Source organism: Ramlibacter sp. (assembly GCF_028291745.1).
GTDB lineage: Bacteria > Pseudomonadota > Gammaproteobacteria > Burkholderiales > Burkholderiaceae_C > Ramlibacter.
In genome coordinates this window covers 1-15,896 of sequence record NZ_JAQGNQ010000045.1, presented here as the reverse complement: position 1 = coordinate 15,896, position 15,896 = coordinate 1, and the positions used below count along the sequence as shown (strand labels likewise).

The following is a 15,896-nucleotide window of genomic DNA, read 5'->3' as shown; positions in this document are numbered from 1 at the left end:
GGGGCGCAGCGCGTTCACCAGGCGCTCGCCAAGCGCGCCCACACGCCGTCCGAGGCATAGCTCACGGACGCCGAAGTGCGCGGCCCGAAAGGGTGCGTCAGCAGGAACGACGAGCCGACCCCCACCGCCGCGCCGCCCACCACGTCCTTGGTGAAGTGATGGCGGGTGTGCACCCGGCTGTACGCGGTGAGCGTGGCCAGCGCGTAGTAGGGCAGCGCCGTCTGCACGCCATAGCGCTCGTGCACAAAAGCCGCCGACGCGAACACCGCGGAGGTGTGCCCCGAGGGGAAGCCGCGTCCCGTGCCATCCGGGCGCTTGCTGTCGAACACGCGCTTGAGCACTTCGGTGCTGCCCTGCGACAGCGCCAGCGAATAGGCCAGCTCCTTGAGCCCCTCGGTGTCGCGCTCGTACAGGGCCAGGCCCGCCGCGCCCGCCGGCACGAGGTACTGCAGTGCGTCGCCGATGCGGTCGGGACGCGCATGGACCTGGGCTTGCGCGGGCAGGGCCGCGGCACAGAGCAGCAGGCCGGGCAGGGTGATGGTCTTGTGCAGCTTCATGATCGCTCCTTGGGTTGCGCAACAAACGGCGCCAGCTGCACGCCGGACAGTCGCACCAGCGCAGCGAACGCCGGGCCGGCGAGCACGTCGAATTCACAGCGGCGCGCCGCTGCCAAGGCTACCCCGTCGCTGGCCATGCTGGGATGGCACATGAGCAGGTCGCCGTCGCGCGCGCAGCGCAGCCAGCCGGTCAACAAGGCAAGATAGCGGTCCGCGCCACCATGGAATCCGTACACCCCCAGCAGATGCCCGTTCTGCGCCAGCCCCGTCGTCTCGCACAGTTCGCGCAGCCCCCGCTCGCCCAGCGCCTGGATCACCCGCGCCTTGGCCCCGGCCGCCGCCGGCACGCGCGTGCTGCGTACCCAGGGCAAGCTCAGGTAGCGGCCGGCCAGCACCGACAGCAGGACCTCGCGCACCCCCGGCAATTGATGCACGTGCTGGTGCCCGTCGACGTGCGTGGGCTCGCGTCCCACGCTGTGCTCGAAGCGATCGAGCTGCGCCTCGATTTCGCCGCGCAGGCGCAGGCTGTCGATGCGGCCCAGGGCGCTGCGGGCCATCCATTCGGCCAGCGGTGCGCGGCATCGCGGGTCCACCGTGTGCTCGGTCAGGTCCAGGTGCAGGCCGACGCCGACGTGCGAAGTAGCGAATTCCGCGGCGGCCTCGGCCGCCGCAGGCCAGCACGGCGCCGCCACCATGCAGCTCACCGCGCCGATGCGGCCGAGGCCGGCCAGGACCTCGGCCGCCTGGTGGATGCCGGCGTGCAGGCCGAAGTCGTCGACGCACAGGGTCAGGCGGGGCGCAAGCATGGCGGCGCGCCCTTCAACGTCGGGAAGACGGCGTGCGGTCACTGATCCGGCTGGCGAGCTTCGTGGTGGTCGGCGGCCTGGCGGCCGCGGTGCATCTGGGCATGGTCATACTGCTGGTGGGAACCTTCCGCTGGCCGCCTCTGGCCGCCAACGTGGGCGGCTGGATGGTGGCGTTCATCGTGTCCTTCCTCGGGCAATGGCAGCTCACCTTCCGCACGCGCCGCGCGCCGGCCTGGCAGGCGGCACGCCGCTTCCTCGCGATCTCCGGCACCGGCTTCGCCGCCAACGAGTGCGCGTACGCGCTGCTGCTGCACTGGAGCCGGCTGCCGTATGACGTGACACTGGCCGGCGTGCTGCTGGCCGTGGCCGTCATGACATACCTTCTGAGCTCGCACTGGGCTTTCGGCCGCAGCCCGCCGCCTTGAGCACGCCTGGCGCGCCGGCCGGCAGCTTCCACAGCGTTTGCGTCCGGCCACCAGCATGGCGAGATCGGCGACCTGGCCGCCAATGAACACCAGCGCGATCACGGCTTGCCTGGCTGCAGGCCGCGGCCCGCTGCGCGCTTGACCACGTACAGCGGCCTGGCTTTCACCTCCTCGGAGATGCGGGCGATGTACTCGCCGAGGATGCCGGCGAAGATCATCTGGATGCCGGAAAAGAACATCAGCGCCACGACGATGGTGGTCCAGCCGGAAACCTGGTGGCCGTAGACGAGGTACACGCCGGACAGGTAAGCGCCATAGGCGAAGCTCGCCGTGGCGATGGCCACGCCGACGGCGCTGACGATGCGCAGCGGCCAGGTGGTGAAGGCGGTCAGGCCGTCGATCGACAATCCCAGCAGGCGCAGCCCGCTGAACTGCGAGCGGCCATGCGCGCGCGGCGGTGGCACGTAAGGCACGCCCACCGCGTCGAACCCGATCCACGCATACAGCCCCTTCATGAAGCGATTGCGCTCGGGCAGCGCGAGCAACGCATCGACCGCGCGCCGATCCAGCAAGCGGAAGTCGCCGGCATCCTCCGGGATGCGGAAGCGATGGAAGCGGTTGAGAAGCGCGTAGAACAGGCGCGCGCCGGAGCGCTTGACCAGCGATTCGTCGGCGCGGCTGGCGCGATAGGCGTAGACGACGTCCGCGCCGTCACGCCAGCGCGCCACCATTTCCGGCACCAGGTCGACGGGGTGCTGCAGGTCGGCGTCCAGCATCAGTACGGCCTCGCCCTGAGCGGCCTGCAGTCCGGCGGTCAGCGCCGCCTCCTTGCCGAAGTTGCGCGACAGCTGGATGAAGCGCACGCCCGGGACCTGCGTCCAGTCCTCCATCACGAGGGCGGTGGCGTCGGTGCTGCCGTCGTCCACCAGGATCACTTCCCATTCGGCGCCGAGCGCGTCCAGCATCTCGCGCAGCAGCGGCAGCAGCAGGTCGAGGTTGCGTTCCTCGTTGCGGCAGGGAATGACGCACGACAGGCGCAGGGGCCGCGCGCCTTCGCGCTCCCGGCGCGCGGCGGCTATCGCACGCAGTTGAGGGCGAAGCAGGGGAGCTGTGTGCATGGCGATGCCAGCCATCATAGGACGGGCGCCGTTAAGAGCGCGTGAAGGCCGGTTCGCGCTTGGCGCGCCGGCTTCGTATGATGCTTTGCACCGCCGCTTTCGCAGGCCCCGATGACCACCGCAGCAGCCCACCCCAGCGCGCCGGACGCCCCGCGCGCCCCGCACATCCTGGTGATCGAGGACCACCACGACATCCTCGCCAACCTGCATGCCTTTCTCGAGCCGCTCGGCTACCTGATCGATTCGGCGTGCACCGGCCCCGCGGGCCTGGCGCAGGCGGGCCGGCACAACTACGACGTGATCGTGCTGGACCTGATGCTGCCCGGCATGGACGGCATCGAGGTCTGCCGCAAGCTGCGCCAGGTGCTGCGGCAGCCCACGCCGGTGCTGATGCTCACCGCGCGCGACACGCTGCAGGACAAGGTCGCCGGCTTCGACGCCGGCGCCGACGACTACCTGGTCAAGCCCTTCTCGCTGGTCGAACTCGACGTGCGGCTGAAGGCGCTGCACCGGCGCGCCCGCGGTGCGCACGTCGCGGCGATGCTCGTACTGGCAGACCTGCAGCTGGACCTGCGCACGCTGGTCGCCACGCGCGCGGGCCGCCGGCTGCGCCTGACGCCCACGGGCGTGAAGCTGCTGTCGGCGCTGATGCGGGCGATGCCGCGGGTGCTGACGCGGGCCGAACTGGAGCGCGAGCTGTGGGGCGACAGTCCGCCCGCCAGCGACGCCTTGCGCGTGCACATGCACGTGTTGCGGCAGGAAATCGACCGCGATTTCGCCACGCCGCTGCTGCGCACGGTCGCGGGCGTCGGCTACTGCCTGGATGGCGGCCATGCTGGGTAAATCCTCGCTGCGTTCGCGCATCGTGCAGGCCTTCGTCATCCTGACCGCGATCGTCTGCACCGTCTACGCGCTGCTGCTGCTGGTCGGAATCCACGCGCTGGAGGACCGGCTGTTGAACGACCGCATGGTCAAATCGGCCGACGACCTGATCCGCAACCACGTGCGGCACGCGCGTGGTGCGGTCGGCGGCGATCCCGAGGTCTACCAGGATGACGATATCCCTGCAGCCATGCGCGAGTTGGCAGCTGGGGACGTGCAGGAACTCGAACTCGGCGATCGCGTGCTGCATGTCCTGATCCGCCAGCAGGGCGGCCACCGCTTTGCGGTGGTCGACGACGAGAGCGATTTCGAGCGCAACGAGGGCCAGCTGTGGGCTGCGCTGGCCGGCACGTCGGCCTTGTGCATCGCCTTGGCCCTGGGGCTGGGGGCCGTCACCGCGCGGCGCGTGATCCTGCCGCTGGTGCACCTGGCGGATGCGGTCACTCGCAACGGGCTCGACAAGGATCCGCTGGCGCTCTGGCGCGGCGACGAGGTCGGCGTGCTGGCCCGCGCGCTGGCCGTGCACCAGGACGAGATGCAACGCTTCCTCACGCGCGAGCAGCTGTTCACCGGAGACGTGAGCCACGAGTTGCGCACGCCGCTGACCGTGATGCTCGGGGCCGCCGAGGTGTTGGCCGCCCGCCTGCCGGACCGCCCGGACCTGCTCCCCTTCGTCGAGCGCATCCGCCGCACCGCGGTGGAAACCGGCGATCGCGTTTCCGCGCTGCTGCTGCTGTCCCGCGCGCCCGAGCACCTGGAATTCCCGTCCGTGGACCTGCCGCATCTGCTGGCGCACGAGGTGGAGCGCTGTCGGCCCTTGCTGGCGGGCAAGCCGGTCTCGCTGGAACTGGTGCTCGAGGACCCGACGGCGCAGGCTTTCGGCCCCTCCGAGCTCGTGGCCACTGCCGTGGGCAACCTGATCCGCAACGCCTGCCAGTTCACGGAGACCGGCTATGTGCGCGTGCTGTTGCAGCAGCGTTGCATCGTGGTGGAAGACAGCGGCAGCGGGATCCCGCAAGAGATCCGCCGCGTGGTGTTCGAGCGCTACGTGCGGGCCAGCGAGCGCCCCGCCGGCTCCGGGCTGGGCCTGGCGATCGTGCAGCGGGTCTGCGAGCACCTGCGCTGGACGATCACCGTGCAGGCATCGATCTCCGGCGGCGCGCGCTTCGCGATGGCTTTTCCGGCGGAGCCCATGGTCGAGTAGCCTCGCGTCAGGTTCGCAACGGCACGTAACCGCAGCCCCGACTGGAGCGGTGTTCTCCGCGATAACCCTGAGGTTCGCTTGCGCCGGCAAGTCTAGTCTCTGTGAGCCCCCATACGGGGTGCTCAACAAAGGAGACAACAAATGAGGCTGAAACTGATGCCCGCTCTCGGGCTTGCACTCACACTGGCAGCATGCGGGGGTGGTGGAGACAACACCCCGGTCGTGCGCCAGATCGCGCAAACGCCCATTCCCGGCGTGGGCACCGGAACCAATTTCGGTTTCGACCTCGGCGTCGTGGTGGGCAACCGCTACTACGTCACCGACCGGAACAATGCCGCGGTGGATGTCTTCGACACCAGCAACAGCGCGATCGTGGCGCAGATCAGGGGCACCGGTGCCAACGCATTTGCCGGGCTCACGGCGGCCAACGCGACCTCGGGACCCGACGGTATCAATGCGGTCGGCAACCTGCTGTACGTCGGCGACGTCAATTCGGTGAAGATTGTTGACCCGGCCGCCCAGCAGGTGCTGAAGACCATCGTGGTCGGCACGTCCAACACGCGCGCCGACGAGGGCTGCGTCGACGCCGTGCATGGGATCTACATGATCTCCACGCCGGAGGCCCCCATCCCGTTCGCGACCTTCATCAATACCAATACGCAGACCGTGGTCGCGCACGTCACGTTCACCGACGCCGCCGGCGCGCCCTCGGCAGGCCTGGAGCAGTGTCGCTACGACGCCAACAGCGACACCTTCTTCGTCAACAACGACGGAACCACGGCGAACCCGCACGGCGAACTGGACGTGATGACGGGTGCCTCGATCCGCGCCATCCCGGCCGGCGGCACGGTGAACTACACCGCGCTGGCGGGGGTTCGCATGTTCGCCGAAGGGAACTGCGATCCGACCGGGCTGGCCTTCGGCCCGGGCAACGACATCGCCGTCAACTGCCGCGAAGCCACCACCGGTGCGCCGCTGCTGGTGCAGATCATGGACCGCACCAACGGAGCGATCCTGGCCTCGGTGAACGCGGGCGGCGGCGACCAGCTCGAGTTCGACGCCTCGACCAACCGCTACTACACCGCCGCCAGTCGCTGGACCGCCAACGGACTCGCGTCCGTGGGTGGCAACTGCAGTGCGGCCTCGCCCTGCACGCCGGTGCTGGGCGTGATCGACGCCGCGACGCGTAGCCTCGTCGTGCAGGTGGCCACCGGCAACAACGCCCACTCGGTGGCGGTCGACCCGGTGACCTCCAAGGCCTTCCTGCCGGCCTCCTCCGGGCCGTCGCCGGCGGGTTGCGCCAGCTGCGGCGCGGAGCCGGCGCAGTTGCTGACGTTCAGTACGCGTTAGAAGTTACGGCCCGCGCGACTGGTGCGCGGGCCGGCTGCTACACCACGTGGGCAGGCGCCAGCGCACAGGCGGTGCCGTCGGCCAGTTCGATCTGCAAGGTCACGTGGTGGATGGAGTAGTCGTGCTCGATGGCGTGGGCCACCGTCTGCAGGAAGGTGTCGCCGGGGTGTCCTTGCGGAATCACCAGGTGCGCCGTCATGGCGTTCTCGGTGGTGCTCATGCCCCAGATGTGCAGGTCGTGCACTTCCGTCACTCCGGGCAGCCTGGCCAGGAAGCCGCGAACCTGGTCGATGTCGATCTGCTGGGGCACGGCCTGCAAGGCGAGCTTCAGCGCATCGCGCAGCAGGCTCCACGTGCCCACCAGGATCACGGCGGCCAGGGCCAGCGTGACGGCGGGGTCGAGCCATGTCCACCCGGTGAAGAGCACCACGACGCCTGCGATCGCGACCCCCAGCGAGGCCGCCGCATCGGCGGCCATGTGCAGGTAGGCGCCGCGGACGTTCATGTCGTGCTGCTGGCCGGCATTGAGGAGCCAGGCGCTGATGCCGTTGACCAGCACGCCCGCTAGCGCCACTGCGATCACGGTGGTGCCGACCACCGGCTGAGGGTCGTCGAAACGCTGGATCGCTGCCCATGCGAGGCCCCCGGTCAACAGGACGAGGATCATCGCGTTGGCCAGCGTCGAAAGAATGGACGTGCCGCGCAGCCCGTAGGTAAACCGGTCGGTGGGAGCGCGTCGCCCGAGGACGGACGCACCCCATGCCATCACCAGCCCGAGCACATCGCCCAGGTTGTGCGTGGCGTCCGCCAGCAGGGCCAGCGAGTGGGATGCCACCCCGAAGAACCACTCGCACAGCACGAACAAGAGGTTCAGCGCAATCCCGATCAGGAAAGCCCTCCCCATCTGCTTCGGGAGTTCGTGGTGGTGGTGGCCGTGATGGTGGTGGCCGTGTCCGCTGTGTTCGCTGTGTTCGTTGTGTTCGTTGTGGTGGTGATGCTGGTGAACTTGCCCCATGCTTCCTTTTCCTTCCGGGCACCCGGGTTCCCCCTATTGTCGCCCCGGCGCAGGCGACCCACCCCACCGGCGGCGGCTCAGCCCTTCTTGTTCGCCCGGTGATGTCCGATCGCGGCGCCGGCGGCAGCGCCGAGCGCGGCATGGTGACCCGCGACGTGACCCACCGCGGCACCGACGGCGGCACCCTTCAGGGCTCCGGCACTGGCCGGCGCGGAGACCGCGACCAGGGCAGCGAAGACGGATGCGAAGGCGATCTGGTATTTCATGGTGTCTCCCGAGAGATTTGTGGAGACAACAATGTGGCCCCACCGTGGGCAGCGTGCGGTCAGTGGACACGGCATGCGCTTGTAGGAAGCGGGTGGCCGGTGGGGTGAACGGCGCACCGCCAGTTTCAGACGCCGTCGGAGCAGGCCTGCATCGGCACGCACCCGCGTCCTTCGATCATGTCCGATGGCTCGCGCTCCAAAGATGACGGGCAGCCCGTACGCTGTCCCCATCGTTTGCAATCCAAGGAGTAGAACCATGAATATCAGGACCATTGCCATTGCCGTGGCGGTCGCCGCCACCGGTTTCGCGACCAGCCAGGCTTTCGCGCAAGACTTGACCGTCACGCACCAGCGGCCTGACGGCGCCGTGGTGACCAAGCACGTGCGCTCGGACGAATTCAACGGGGTTCACCGGACGGTGCGCGTCGACCGCCCCGATGGCAGCACGTTCGTGCGGCGTTCCACGCGTTATGGCGAGGCCGGCGACTTCGGCCCGCGCATGCACCGCACCGTGGTGGTCCGCCACCGCTACGAGCCGATGCGCCACGTGATCGTGCGCGACGGGCATCGTCCGGGCTACGGGGTCAACCGCCGCGTGACGGTGATCCGCAACGGCTACTAACTAGTGCGCCAGCAGCATGCCGCCCACCGCCACGGGTGGGGCGGCGTGCCGCGCTTGCGCCGCGAGCCAGGACGCACCGCTGTCTTCCCCGTTCAGGGCCGCGACTTCGTCGCGGGCCTGCAGGAATTCGGCGGTGACCTCCGCGCGCGTGCGCGAGCTCTTGAATCCCGCGAGCTGGTTGTAGCTGGTCGCCCACGGGTTGACGCGCGCGGTGCGGTACTGCTGCAGCTGCGCGTTCACTTCGCCACGGGTCAGCGTCGACGCGAAGGGATTCGGGTCCACGGTGATGTCGTCGGCAAAGGCAACGCTGGTGGCGGCGGCGGCGATGGCGAGCACGGATGCGATCAGGTAGCGGTTCATGATGGTTCCTCGTTCAGTGAGTGGTCAGGGTGACTTTCGCGGCCAGTGCTGCTTTCATGCCCGCACCAACCGTTCACTCAATGTAGGAACCTGGAGTTAGCGGCGCCTGAGGCTTCTCTTAGCCACGACTTAGCGCCTGTGAACTAGGCAAGCGCCTCGATGCGCGCGACCAGGCCGCTGCGGTCGCCGCGATTGCGCAGCGTGAGCGCGAGCCCGCAGCGCTGCGCCGCGCCGCGCGCGATGGCGAGGCCCAGGCCGCTGCCCTCGGCACTCGTGCCCGGCACGCGGAAGAAGCGATCGAACACCCGGGGCAGGAGGTCCTGCGGAATGCCCGGACCGGTGTCCACCACTTCCACGGCAATGCGGCCTTGCTCCTGCAGCAGGCGTACGTCGACCACGCCCCCTTGCGGCGTGTAGCGCAGCGCGTTCTCGATCAGGTTGTCGAGCAGGCTGCGCAGGTCACCCGCGACGCAGTGCAGGGTGAGCGGCCGCGCCGCCGGTGGCGGGCCGACGAAGCCGAGATCGATGCTGCGCTGGTCGGCCAGGCCGATCAGCGTGTTCATGCTCTCGCGCAGCTGCGCCTGCAGGTCGACCATCGCCGGACCATCGGCGCCGGCGGCCTCCTGGCGTGACAGTCGCAGCAACTGCTCCACCAGCCGCTGCGCCCGGCGCACGCCGGCGTGCAGTTGCCCGTAGCGCCCGGCGGCCGCCTCGCACTGCACGTCCTGGTGCATGTTTTCCAGCTGCAGGGCGATGGCCGTGATGGGCGTGCGCAGTTCGTGCGCGGCGTCCTGCACGAAGCGCCGTTGCGTGGCGAATGCCTCGCGCAAGCGCCGCAGCAGGCTGTTGAAGGACAGCACCATGGGCACGATCTCCTGCGGGACGCCGCGCACCGACAGTTCGGCGATGTGGTGTTCGTCCTGCTGCGCCGCCTGGCATGCGATGTCGCGCAAGGCCAGCGACATGGCGCGGGCCAGGGCCCACAGGATGAACAGCGACAGCGGCAGCAGCAGCAGCACGGGCGCCACCGCGGCGCCCGCACGTTCGGCGGCGAGCCGGTCGCGGAAGGCCGCGCTTTGCAGGACCTGCACGCGGTCCGGCGCCGCGGCGGCAGCCGGCACCGTGTACACGCGCCAGCGCAAGCCGCCGGCCGCCGCGTCGTGGAAGCCCTCCTGCGCCACCAGTCCGAGCTCGACGTCCGCGGACGAGGTCGCGCGCAGGCGCCCGTCGGGCCCGTACACCTGCACCACGTAAGCGCCCCATCGGTGCACACGTTCGGCGCTCTGGGGCGCCGGATGAACGCCCGGATTGGCCGCAATGGTGGCGGCGAGCTGCTGCATCTGGTCGTCCATGAAGGCATCGACCATCTGCGCATACGACCAATAGGACAGTGCCGCCGCCGCGCTGCCCACGGCGAGGAACAGCGGCACCAGCCAGAGCAGCAGCGCGCGGCGCAACGAACACAGGCGGCCCGCAGGGAAGACGCTCCACTTCACGCGGCGCTCCTTGCGTCGGCGGTGGGCATCGCCACGCGCCAACCGAGCCCGCGCACGTTGCGGATCGCATCAGGCCCGAGCTTGCGGCGCATGCCGTGGATCAGCACGTCCACCGCATTGCTGCTCACCTCGTCGCCCCAGCCGTAGATCCGGTTCTCCAGTTGCTCGCGCGACAGGATCGCGCCAGGCCGTTCGAGCAGCGCGTGCAGCAGTGCGAATTCGCGCGCGGACAGCTGCGAGCGTTCTCCGGCCAGCAGCACCTCGCGCGTGGTGAGATCCAGTTGCAGCGCAGCGTTGCCGACGAGCGAATGCGCGCTGCCGTCCCGCCGCCGGATGACGGCCCGCATGCGCGCCACCAGCTCGCGGACTTCATAGGGCTTGAGCAGGTAGTCGTCGGCGCCGACGTCCAGGCCGTAGATGCGATCGTCGACGCCGTCGCGCGCGGTGAGCACGACCACCGGCGTGGCATCGCCGCGCCCGCGCGCCTGCCGCAGCACCTCGACGCCGTCGCGCTTGGGCAGGCCCAGGTCGAGCAGCACGCAGGCATAGTCGCCGTCGGCCCAGGCGCTTTGCGCCAGCAGGCCGTCTTTCACCCAATCGACCGACCAGCCGCGCGCAGACAGGGCTTCCCGCAGGCTGCGGCCGATCATCTCGTCGTCTTCGACCAACAGCACACGCATGGTTCAGGCTCCTGCGCGCACCCTAGCACTGCAGTCTTAGGCGTGCATTAGCCCTACTGCATGAACCAGCCGTGGCTCACCACCAGCGACTGGCCGGTGAGCGCATTGGTCGGGAAGGCCGCGAACATCAGCGCGACCTGGGCGACGTCGTCGGTGGTGGTGAACTCGCCGTCCACGGTGTCCTTGAGCATCACCTTGCGGATCACGTCGTCTTCGCTGATCCCGAGCGTCTTCGCCTGTTCGGGGATCTGCTTTTCCACCAGCGGGGTGCGCACGAAGCCGGGGCAGATCACGTTGGCGCGCACGTTGTGCCGGGCACCCTCCTTGGCCACGGTCTTGCACAGGCCGATCAGGCCGTGCTTGGCGGTGACGTACGGCGCCTTCAGCAGCGACGCTTCCTTGGAGTGCACCGATCCCATGTAGATCACGCTGCCGCCGCGGCCCTGCGCGTACATGTGCTTCAGGCAGGCGCGGGTGGTGAGGAAGGCGCCATCGAGATGGATCGCGAGCATCTTCTTCCAGTCGGCAAAGGAGAACTCCTCCAGCGGATGCACGATCTGGATGCCGGCATTGCTGACCAGGATGTCGATGCCGCCGAAAGCCGCGGCCCCCTGTTCGACCGCCGCGTTCACCTGCTCCTCGCTGGTGACGTCCACGGCGACGCCGACGGCCTTTGCACCGCTGGCCGTGAGTTCAGCGGCAGTGGCATCGGCCGCCGCCTTGTTCAGGTCGGCGATGACGATGCTGGCGCCCTCGCGGGCATACACGATGGCGATCTCCTTGCCGATGCCGCTGGCCGAGCCGGTGATGAAGGCGACCTTGTCCTTGAGTTGCATGGAAAGCTCCTGGTGGGGGTGTTGGGCCATGTTCATCCCGCGGCCTCGGTGTCGGGGCCGGGCCGCCGCACCTTGGCGCCACCGGGCTCGGTGAGGTCGAAGGTGGTGACCCCGTCCTGCGTGGCGCGTTGCAGCCACTCGGGATGCGCGATGGTGTTGCGCATGTCGCGCGCGCCGGCCTGCCAGTGCTCTTCGACCATGGCACGCGAGAACTCGTAGTCCTTCGAGTCGAGCTCGTAGGGCTTGTCGCGGTAGATCAGGTGCACGATGTCGATCGGCTGGTGCGTCATGTGCTCGTTCAGGGCGTGCACCGCGGGGTCGTTGCGCAGGCGCGGGGGCAGCCTGGCGATCAGGTCGGCCAGCGCCTGCTGCAGGTTCACGTTGGCGGCGAGCGCGTCGGTGTTCATGCGGGTGCGGCTGGAATACGTGATGTCCTTTTGCCGCTCGACCACTTCCGACAGCGTGTGGGGCATCGGCCCGCGGGCGCTGAACAGGTCGACCTGCAGCACCACCAGCCGGCGGCTGCGCGGAAACGAATCGAGCACGTACTGCAGGGGCGTGTTCGACAGGATGCCGCCATCCCAGTAATCCTGCCCTGCTATGTGCACCGGCGGAAAGCCCGGGGGCAGGGCGCCGCTGGCCATGATGTGTTCGACGCCGATGCGCTGCGTGCTGTTGTCGAAATAGGTCGAATTGCCGGTGCGCACGTTGACGGCGCCCACGCTCAGGCGCATCTCGCGCCGGTTGATGCGATCGAAGTCGACCAGCCGCTCCAGCGCGGCCTTCAGCGGCGCCGTGTCGTAGTAGCTCAGCACCGGCGCCGCCCCGCCGAGCAGCAGGGATGGATCCACGCGCGGACGAAACAGGCCGGGGATGCCCACCAGCGCACCGGCGGCAGCGCTCCACTGGTTCAGGAACGAGCGCTCGCCCCAGTGCAGCGGCAGGTTCTGCGCGGGGGCGGAGGACAGCAATTGCCAGAATTCCCGCAGGCGCGCGACCCGGTGCTCGGGGGCGTTGCCGGCGATCAATGCGGCGTTGACGGCGCCGATGGAAACGCCGGCCACCCAATCGAGCTTGCTCTGGTTCTCGCAAAGCGCTTCGTAGACGCCGGCCTGGTAGGCGCCCAGGGCGCCGCCGCCTTGCAGCACCAGCGCCTTGGCGGCCGTGGTCATGGAGACGGAATCAGCCAACGCAAGCCTTCATTTCGGCTGGAGCATACGCGATGGCCGGGCCCGTCGACCTCCATGAAAGATGTCATCCGACATCTTCAGGGCAGTGCACAGGCCCTCCGCTCAGCGCGCCGCCGCCTGTTCCCCTGGCGCTTCCCAGCCGCCGCCCAGCGCCATGAACAAGCGGATCTGGTCGTCGGCGAGTTGCGCCTGGGTCTCGGCCAGCGCCGCCTCGGCGGCCGCCAGCGAGCGCTCGGCGTCCAGCGTCTCCAGCGAGCCCGTCTTGCCCGCGCGGTACAGGCGTCGGGCCTGTTCGGCGACGCGGCCCGCGGCTTCGCGGGCGGCAGTAAGCGCGGCGCGGCGATCGAGCTCGCGGGCATAGGCGTCCAGCGCGGTTTCCGTTTCACGCAAGGCGGCCAGCACCGTGCCGTCGAAATGCGCGAGCGCGCCGCGGGCACCGGCTTGCGCCTGGCCGATGCGTGCCTGCACGGCACCGGTGTTCGGCAGGGTCCACGAGATCAGCGGACCGGCGCTCCAGCCGATCGAATCGCGGGCGCCGAAATCCGACATCGGCGATGCGCTCGACGCCGACAGGCCGAGCGCGATCTTCGGGTACAGGTCGGCGGTGACGACACCGATGCGAGCAGTGGCCGCGGCCAGTTCGCGTTCAGCCTCGCGAACGTCGGGGCGGCGGCGCAGCAGCGCGGCGCCATCACCGACCGGGATCGCCTGCGCCAGCACGGGCGCGCGCTCGCAGTTCGCTACCGCCGGGGGCAGCGCAGTGCCGGGAATCGTGCCGGTCAGCGTCTGCAGTTGCAGCAAGGCGCCCTGCCGCTGCGCCTGCAGTGCGGGGACGGTGGCCCGCAGTTGATGCAACTGCGACTGCGCGCGGCCGACATCGAGTACGTCCACGCGGCCAGCCTGCTGCAGCCGCTGCGAGACGTCCAGGGCCTGCTGCTGCAGGGCGATCGAATGCTGCGCGGTGCGCAGCCGCAGGCCCGCGGAACAGGCCAGCGCATAAGCGCGCGCGGTGCCGCCGGCAACGTTCACGCGGGCGAGGTCCAGCGCTGCCTGCGCCGAGCCCGTGCCCGCCTCGGCGGCCTCGATGCCACGGCGGATCTGGCCGAACAGATCGAGCTGGTACGACAGCGTGACGCCGACACTGTCCATGCCCCGCGTCGGCGGCTGGTAGCCGGGCTGCAGCAGCGACAAGCCGGACACATGGCCATAGACCGGGGCTGCATCCATACCCACGTGCACGGACTGCGCGGCCCCTGCCTCCACCGCCATCGCCTGCACCCGCTCGAGATTGGCCGCGGCCTGGCGCAAGTCGGTGTTGTGCTGCAGGGCCTGCTGCACCAGGGCGTCGAGGGCGGGGTCCTGGTACAGGCGCCACCAATGGGCCGGCAGCGGTGCGGCGTCGGCGACCTGGTGCTCCGCCGCGGCCGAGCTATCGAAGGACGCCGCCGCGGCCGGTTGCCGCACCAGGGCCTGCTCGGGCACGTGATAGTCCGGACCCACCGGGCTCGTGCTGCAGGCAGCAAGCAGTGCGGCGAGGGTGCCAGCGGCGAGCGGGCGCGAGAACGGCATGGCCATCGCTTCTTCAGCTCCTCGCCGCTGCGGGCACAGGCGCGCGCGCCGCGGCAGCGGCGGCCTCGGCATCCAGGCCCGAGCCCTGCATCACCTCCACGCTCACGGTCTCGCCGGCCACCAGCCGCAAGTCGGCGGGCAGCGGATCCAGCCGCACGCGCACCGGCACGCGCTGGGCAAGCCGCACCCAGTTGAAGGTGGGATTCACGTTGGGCAGCAGGTCGGCGCTGGTGGAGCGGTCGCGGTCGGCGATGCCGGCGGCGATGCTGTCCACGGTCCCTGCCAGCACCCCGGAGCCGGCCATCAGCTGCACGCGCACGCGGTCGCCGATGCGGATGCGTCGCAGCTTGGTCTCCTCGAAATAGCCCTCGACGTAGAGCGAGCGCATGTCGACCAGCGCCAGCACCGGCCGCCCGGCGCTGGCGTAGCCGCCAGCGCGCAGGTCGAGGTTGGTGACGATGCCGGCAACCGGTGCCTTGACCTGGGCGCGCTGCAGGTTCAGGCGCGCGGCCGCCACCGCGAGTTCGCCCTGCGCCACGCCAGCGCGGGCCTGGTCCACGTGCATGCGGGTCTGCTCGCGCGTCTCCTGCGAGATCAGGTCGGCCAGGCCCGCGCTGCGGCGGTCCTCGCGCAGCGCCTGCGCCAGCACGATGCGCTGCGCCGCAACTGCAGCCTCGGCCTGGCGGACCGCGAGCTCATAGCGGGCAGGGTCCACGTTGAACAGCGCATCGCCGGCACGCACGGTCTGGTTGTCGTGCACGGGCACCTCGCTGACCAGGCCCGACACGTCGGGCGCGATCTGCACGACGCTCGCCCGCACGCGGCCGTCGCGCGTCCACGGTGCCAGTTCGTAGTGGTCCCACAGGCGCAGCACGGCCCAGCTCGCTGCCGCGACGGCGGCCAGCGTCACGAGGGCGCGCGCCACGTTCATCATGCGGCCGTGGGCCGCCCAGGTTCTTGCAGTCATGCGCTTGTCAGGGGTGAGGTGGCGGCCGCGAGGCCGCACACCACGAGCGCGTACAGCGCCAGGTCGAAGAGGGCCGGGTGCCACACCCAGCGATAGAAGCCGATCGCGGCCAGCAGGCGGCGCACCGCCCACGACACCGCGAGCCCGAGTCCGCACAGCACCAGCAGCCAGGGCACATAGAGGCCGTAGAGGGAAGCGTCGCCGATCACCGCGGCTCTCCTGGCATGGGGACCGCGGGCCGCACCGGCGGCGCGTCGGGAAAGAGGTTGCGCCGCAGGCCCACCAGCGCCGCGAGAGCGCGCCGCTGCGCGTCGTCGTCGGCGCGCTGGTGCACGGCCGCATCGAGTGCGGCATCGAGCCGCGGCAGCATCGCACCGGCTTGCGCCGCGAGGGGCAGGGCGCGGCGCCCGAAGAACAGGGCGGCCAGTTCGCGCAGCACCACTTCCGCAACGCCGCGCGGCAGCCCCTCGCGGGCGCCTTGCAGCGCGACGATGTCGGCGCCCGTGCGCAGGTCGTGCAGCGCGTCGCGCGCCGGCCCCTCGTCGCGCCCGCC

Annotated in this window: 19 protein-coding genes; 5 read left to right on the top strand and 14 right to left on the bottom strand. The window is 70.0% G+C overall.

Annotated elements, in window-relative coordinates; all coding sequences use genetic code 11:
• Positions 1–14: 14 nt before the first annotated feature.
• Positions 15–557, bottom strand: a complete 543-nt coding sequence (locus JWP60_RS06705; RefSeq protein ID WP_299788138.1) for a phosphatase PAP2 family protein — start codon at positions 555–557, stop codon at positions 15–17.
• Positions 554–1,363: a ChbG/HpnK family deacetylase gene (locus JWP60_RS06700; protein ID WP_299788135.1), complete on the bottom strand. Its 810-nt coding sequence runs from the start codon at positions 1,361–1,363 to the stop codon at positions 554–556. The genes JWP60_RS06705 and JWP60_RS06700 overlap by 4 nt, the downstream gene beginning before the upstream one ends.
• 32 nt (positions 1,364–1,395) lie before the next feature.
• On the opposite strand from JWP60_RS06700, the gene JWP60_RS06695 reads away from it, so the two are divergent.
• Positions 1,396–1,788 carry a GtrA family protein gene (locus JWP60_RS06695; protein ID WP_299788132.1) on the top strand — a complete coding sequence of 131 codons (393 nt, stop codon included), beginning with the start codon at positions 1,396–1,398 and terminating at the stop codon, positions 1,786–1,788.
• Positions 1,789–1,886: 98 nt separating this feature from the next.
• Here JWP60_RS06695 and JWP60_RS06690 read toward each other — a convergent pair whose 3' ends face one another.
• A complete protein-coding gene (locus JWP60_RS06690) occupies positions 1,887–2,906 on the bottom strand; it encodes a glycosyltransferase family 2 protein (RefSeq protein WP_299788129.1) in 1,020 nt (339 codons plus the stop codon).
• A 111-nt stretch (positions 2,907–3,017) separates the two neighbouring features.
• On the opposite strand from JWP60_RS06690, the gene JWP60_RS06685 reads away from it, so the two are divergent.
• The 3 genes from JWP60_RS06685 to JWP60_RS06675 all read left to right on the top strand — a co-directional run bounded on the left by JWP60_RS06685 (position 3,018) and on the right by JWP60_RS06675 (position 6,342).
• Complete coding sequence (locus JWP60_RS06685) at positions 3,018–3,749, top strand: response regulator transcription factor (RefSeq protein WP_299788126.1); 732 nt, start codon at positions 3,018–3,020, stop codon at positions 3,747–3,749.
• Positions 3,739–4,992: a HAMP domain-containing sensor histidine kinase gene (locus tag JWP60_RS06680; RefSeq protein ID WP_299788123.1), complete on the top strand. Its 1,254-nt coding sequence runs from the start codon at positions 3,739–3,741 to the stop codon at positions 4,990–4,992. The genes JWP60_RS06685 and JWP60_RS06680 overlap by 11 nt, the downstream gene beginning before the upstream one ends.
• 141 nt (positions 4,993–5,133) lie before the next feature.
• On the top strand, positions 5,134–6,342 hold the full coding sequence (locus JWP60_RS06675) for a hypothetical protein (protein WP_299788120.1): 1,209 nt from the start codon (positions 5,134–5,136) through the stop codon (positions 6,340–6,342).
• A 37-nt stretch (positions 6,343–6,379) separates the two neighbouring features.
• Here JWP60_RS06675 and JWP60_RS06670 read toward each other — a convergent pair whose 3' ends face one another.
• Together JWP60_RS06670 and JWP60_RS06665 are read right to left on the bottom strand one after the other, a co-directional pair.
• Positions 6,380–7,357: a cation diffusion facilitator family transporter gene (locus tag JWP60_RS06670; protein WP_299788117.1), complete on the bottom strand. Its 978-nt coding sequence runs from the start codon at positions 7,355–7,357 to the stop codon at positions 6,380–6,382.
• 77 nt (positions 7,358–7,434) lie between these two features.
• Entirely contained in the window at positions 7,435–7,623 is a 189-nt protein-coding gene (locus JWP60_RS06665) for a hypothetical protein (protein ID WP_299788114.1), read from the bottom strand.
• Positions 7,624–7,879: 256 nt separating this feature from the next.
• Between JWP60_RS06665 and JWP60_RS06660 the strand changes: the two genes are divergently transcribed.
• Entirely contained in the window at positions 7,880–8,245 is a 366-nt protein-coding gene (locus tag JWP60_RS06660; protein ID WP_299788111.1) for a hypothetical protein, read from the top strand.
• Here the strand turns inward: JWP60_RS06660 and JWP60_RS06655 are convergent, their stop codons facing one another.
• From JWP60_RS06655 to JWP60_RS06615, 9 genes are all read right to left on the bottom strand, one after another.
• Positions 8,246–8,605: a DUF4148 domain-containing protein gene (locus JWP60_RS06655; protein ID WP_299788108.1), complete on the bottom strand. Its 360-nt coding sequence runs from the start codon at positions 8,603–8,605 to the stop codon at positions 8,246–8,248.
• Positions 8,606–8,748: 143 nt separating this feature from the next.
• Entirely contained in the window at positions 8,749–10,101 is a 1,353-nt protein-coding gene (locus JWP60_RS06650) for an ATP-binding protein (protein ID WP_299788105.1), read from the bottom strand.
• A complete protein-coding gene (locus JWP60_RS06645) occupies positions 10,098–10,781 on the bottom strand; it encodes a response regulator transcription factor (RefSeq protein WP_299788102.1) in 684 nt (227 codons plus the stop codon). The genes JWP60_RS06650 and JWP60_RS06645 overlap by 4 nt, the downstream gene beginning before the upstream one ends.
• 53 nt (positions 10,782–10,834) lie before the next feature.
• Entirely contained in the window at positions 10,835–11,617 is a 783-nt protein-coding gene (locus JWP60_RS06640; protein ID WP_299788099.1) for a 3-hydroxybutyrate dehydrogenase, read from the bottom strand.
• A 32-nt stretch (positions 11,618–11,649) separates the two neighbouring features.
• A complete protein-coding gene (locus tag JWP60_RS06635; protein WP_299788232.1) occupies positions 11,650–12,789 on the bottom strand; it encodes a patatin-like phospholipase family protein in 1,140 nt (379 codons plus the stop codon).
• 120 nt (positions 12,790–12,909) lie between these two features.
• Positions 12,910–14,382 (bottom strand): TolC family protein, encoded by a 1,473-nt coding sequence (locus tag JWP60_RS06630; RefSeq protein ID WP_299788096.1) that lies wholly within the window; start codon positions 14,380–14,382, stop codon positions 12,910–12,912.
• Between the two features lie 7 nt (positions 14,383–14,389).
• Positions 14,390–15,343, bottom strand: coding sequence for an HlyD family secretion protein (locus tag JWP60_RS06625; RefSeq protein ID WP_299788093.1), 954 nt, complete (start codon positions 15,341–15,343; stop codon positions 14,390–14,392).
• Entirely contained in the window at positions 15,340–15,552 is a 213-nt protein-coding gene (locus tag JWP60_RS06620; protein ID WP_299788090.1) for a DUF1656 domain-containing protein, read from the bottom strand. Before JWP60_RS06620 ends, JWP60_RS06625 begins: the two co-directional genes overlap by 4 nt.
• On the bottom strand, positions 15,549–15,896 hold a 348-nt coding region (locus JWP60_RS06615; RefSeq protein WP_299788087.1), incomplete at its 5' end, for an FUSC family protein. The genes JWP60_RS06615 and JWP60_RS06620, both read right to left, overlap by 4 nt.

Bases quoted from the DNA above. Each gene is read 5' to 3' on its own strand.
- JWP60_RS06705 (WP_299788138.1), bottom strand. From the start codon at position 557: ATGAAGCTGCACAAGACCATCACCCTGCCCGGCCTGCTGCTCTGTGCC.
- JWP60_RS06700 (WP_299788135.1), bottom strand. From the start codon at position 1,363: ATGCTTGCGCCCCGCCTGACCCTGTGCGTCGACGACTTCGGCCTGCAC.
- JWP60_RS06690 (WP_299788129.1), bottom strand. From the start codon at position 2,906: ATGCACACAGCTCCCCTGCTTCGCCCTCAACTGCGTGCGATAGCCGCC.
- JWP60_RS06685 (WP_299788126.1), top strand. From the start codon at position 3,018: ATGACCACCGCAGCAGCCCACCCCAGCGCGCCGGACGCCCCGCGCGCC.
- JWP60_RS06680 (WP_299788123.1), top strand. From the start codon at position 3,739: ATGCTGGGTAAATCCTCGCTGCGTTCGCGCATCGTGCAGGCCTTCGTC.
- JWP60_RS06675 (WP_299788120.1), top strand. From the start codon at position 5,134: ATGAGGCTGAAACTGATGCCCGCTCTCGGGCTTGCACTCACACTGGCA.
- JWP60_RS06670 (WP_299788117.1), bottom strand. From the start codon at position 7,357: ATGGGGCAAGTTCACCAGCATCACCACCACAACGAACACAACGAACAC.
- JWP60_RS06665 (WP_299788114.1), bottom strand. From the start codon at position 7,623: ATGAAATACCAGATCGCCTTCGCATCCGTCTTCGCTGCCCTGGTCGCG.
- JWP60_RS06660 (WP_299788111.1), top strand. From the start codon at position 7,880: ATGAATATCAGGACCATTGCCATTGCCGTGGCGGTCGCCGCCACCGGT.
- JWP60_RS06655 (WP_299788108.1), bottom strand. From the start codon at position 8,605: ATGAACCGCTACCTGATCGCATCCGTGCTCGCCATCGCCGCCGCCGCC.
- JWP60_RS06645 (WP_299788102.1), bottom strand. From the start codon at position 10,781: ATGCGTGTGCTGTTGGTCGAAGACGACGAGATGATCGGCCGCAGCCTG.
- JWP60_RS06640 (WP_299788099.1), bottom strand. From the start codon at position 11,617: ATGCAACTCAAGGACAAGGTCGCCTTCATCACCGGCTCGGCCAGCGGC.
- JWP60_RS06635 (WP_299788232.1), bottom strand. From the start codon at position 12,789: ATGACCACGGCCGCCAAGGCGCTGGTGCTGCAAGGCGGCGGCGCCCTG.
- JWP60_RS06630 (WP_299788096.1), bottom strand. From the start codon at position 14,382: ATGGCCATGCCGTTCTCGCGCCCGCTCGCCGCTGGCACCCTCGCCGCA.
- JWP60_RS06625 (WP_299788093.1), bottom strand. From the start codon at position 15,343: ATGACTGCAAGAACCTGGGCGGCCCACGGCCGCATGATGAACGTGGCG.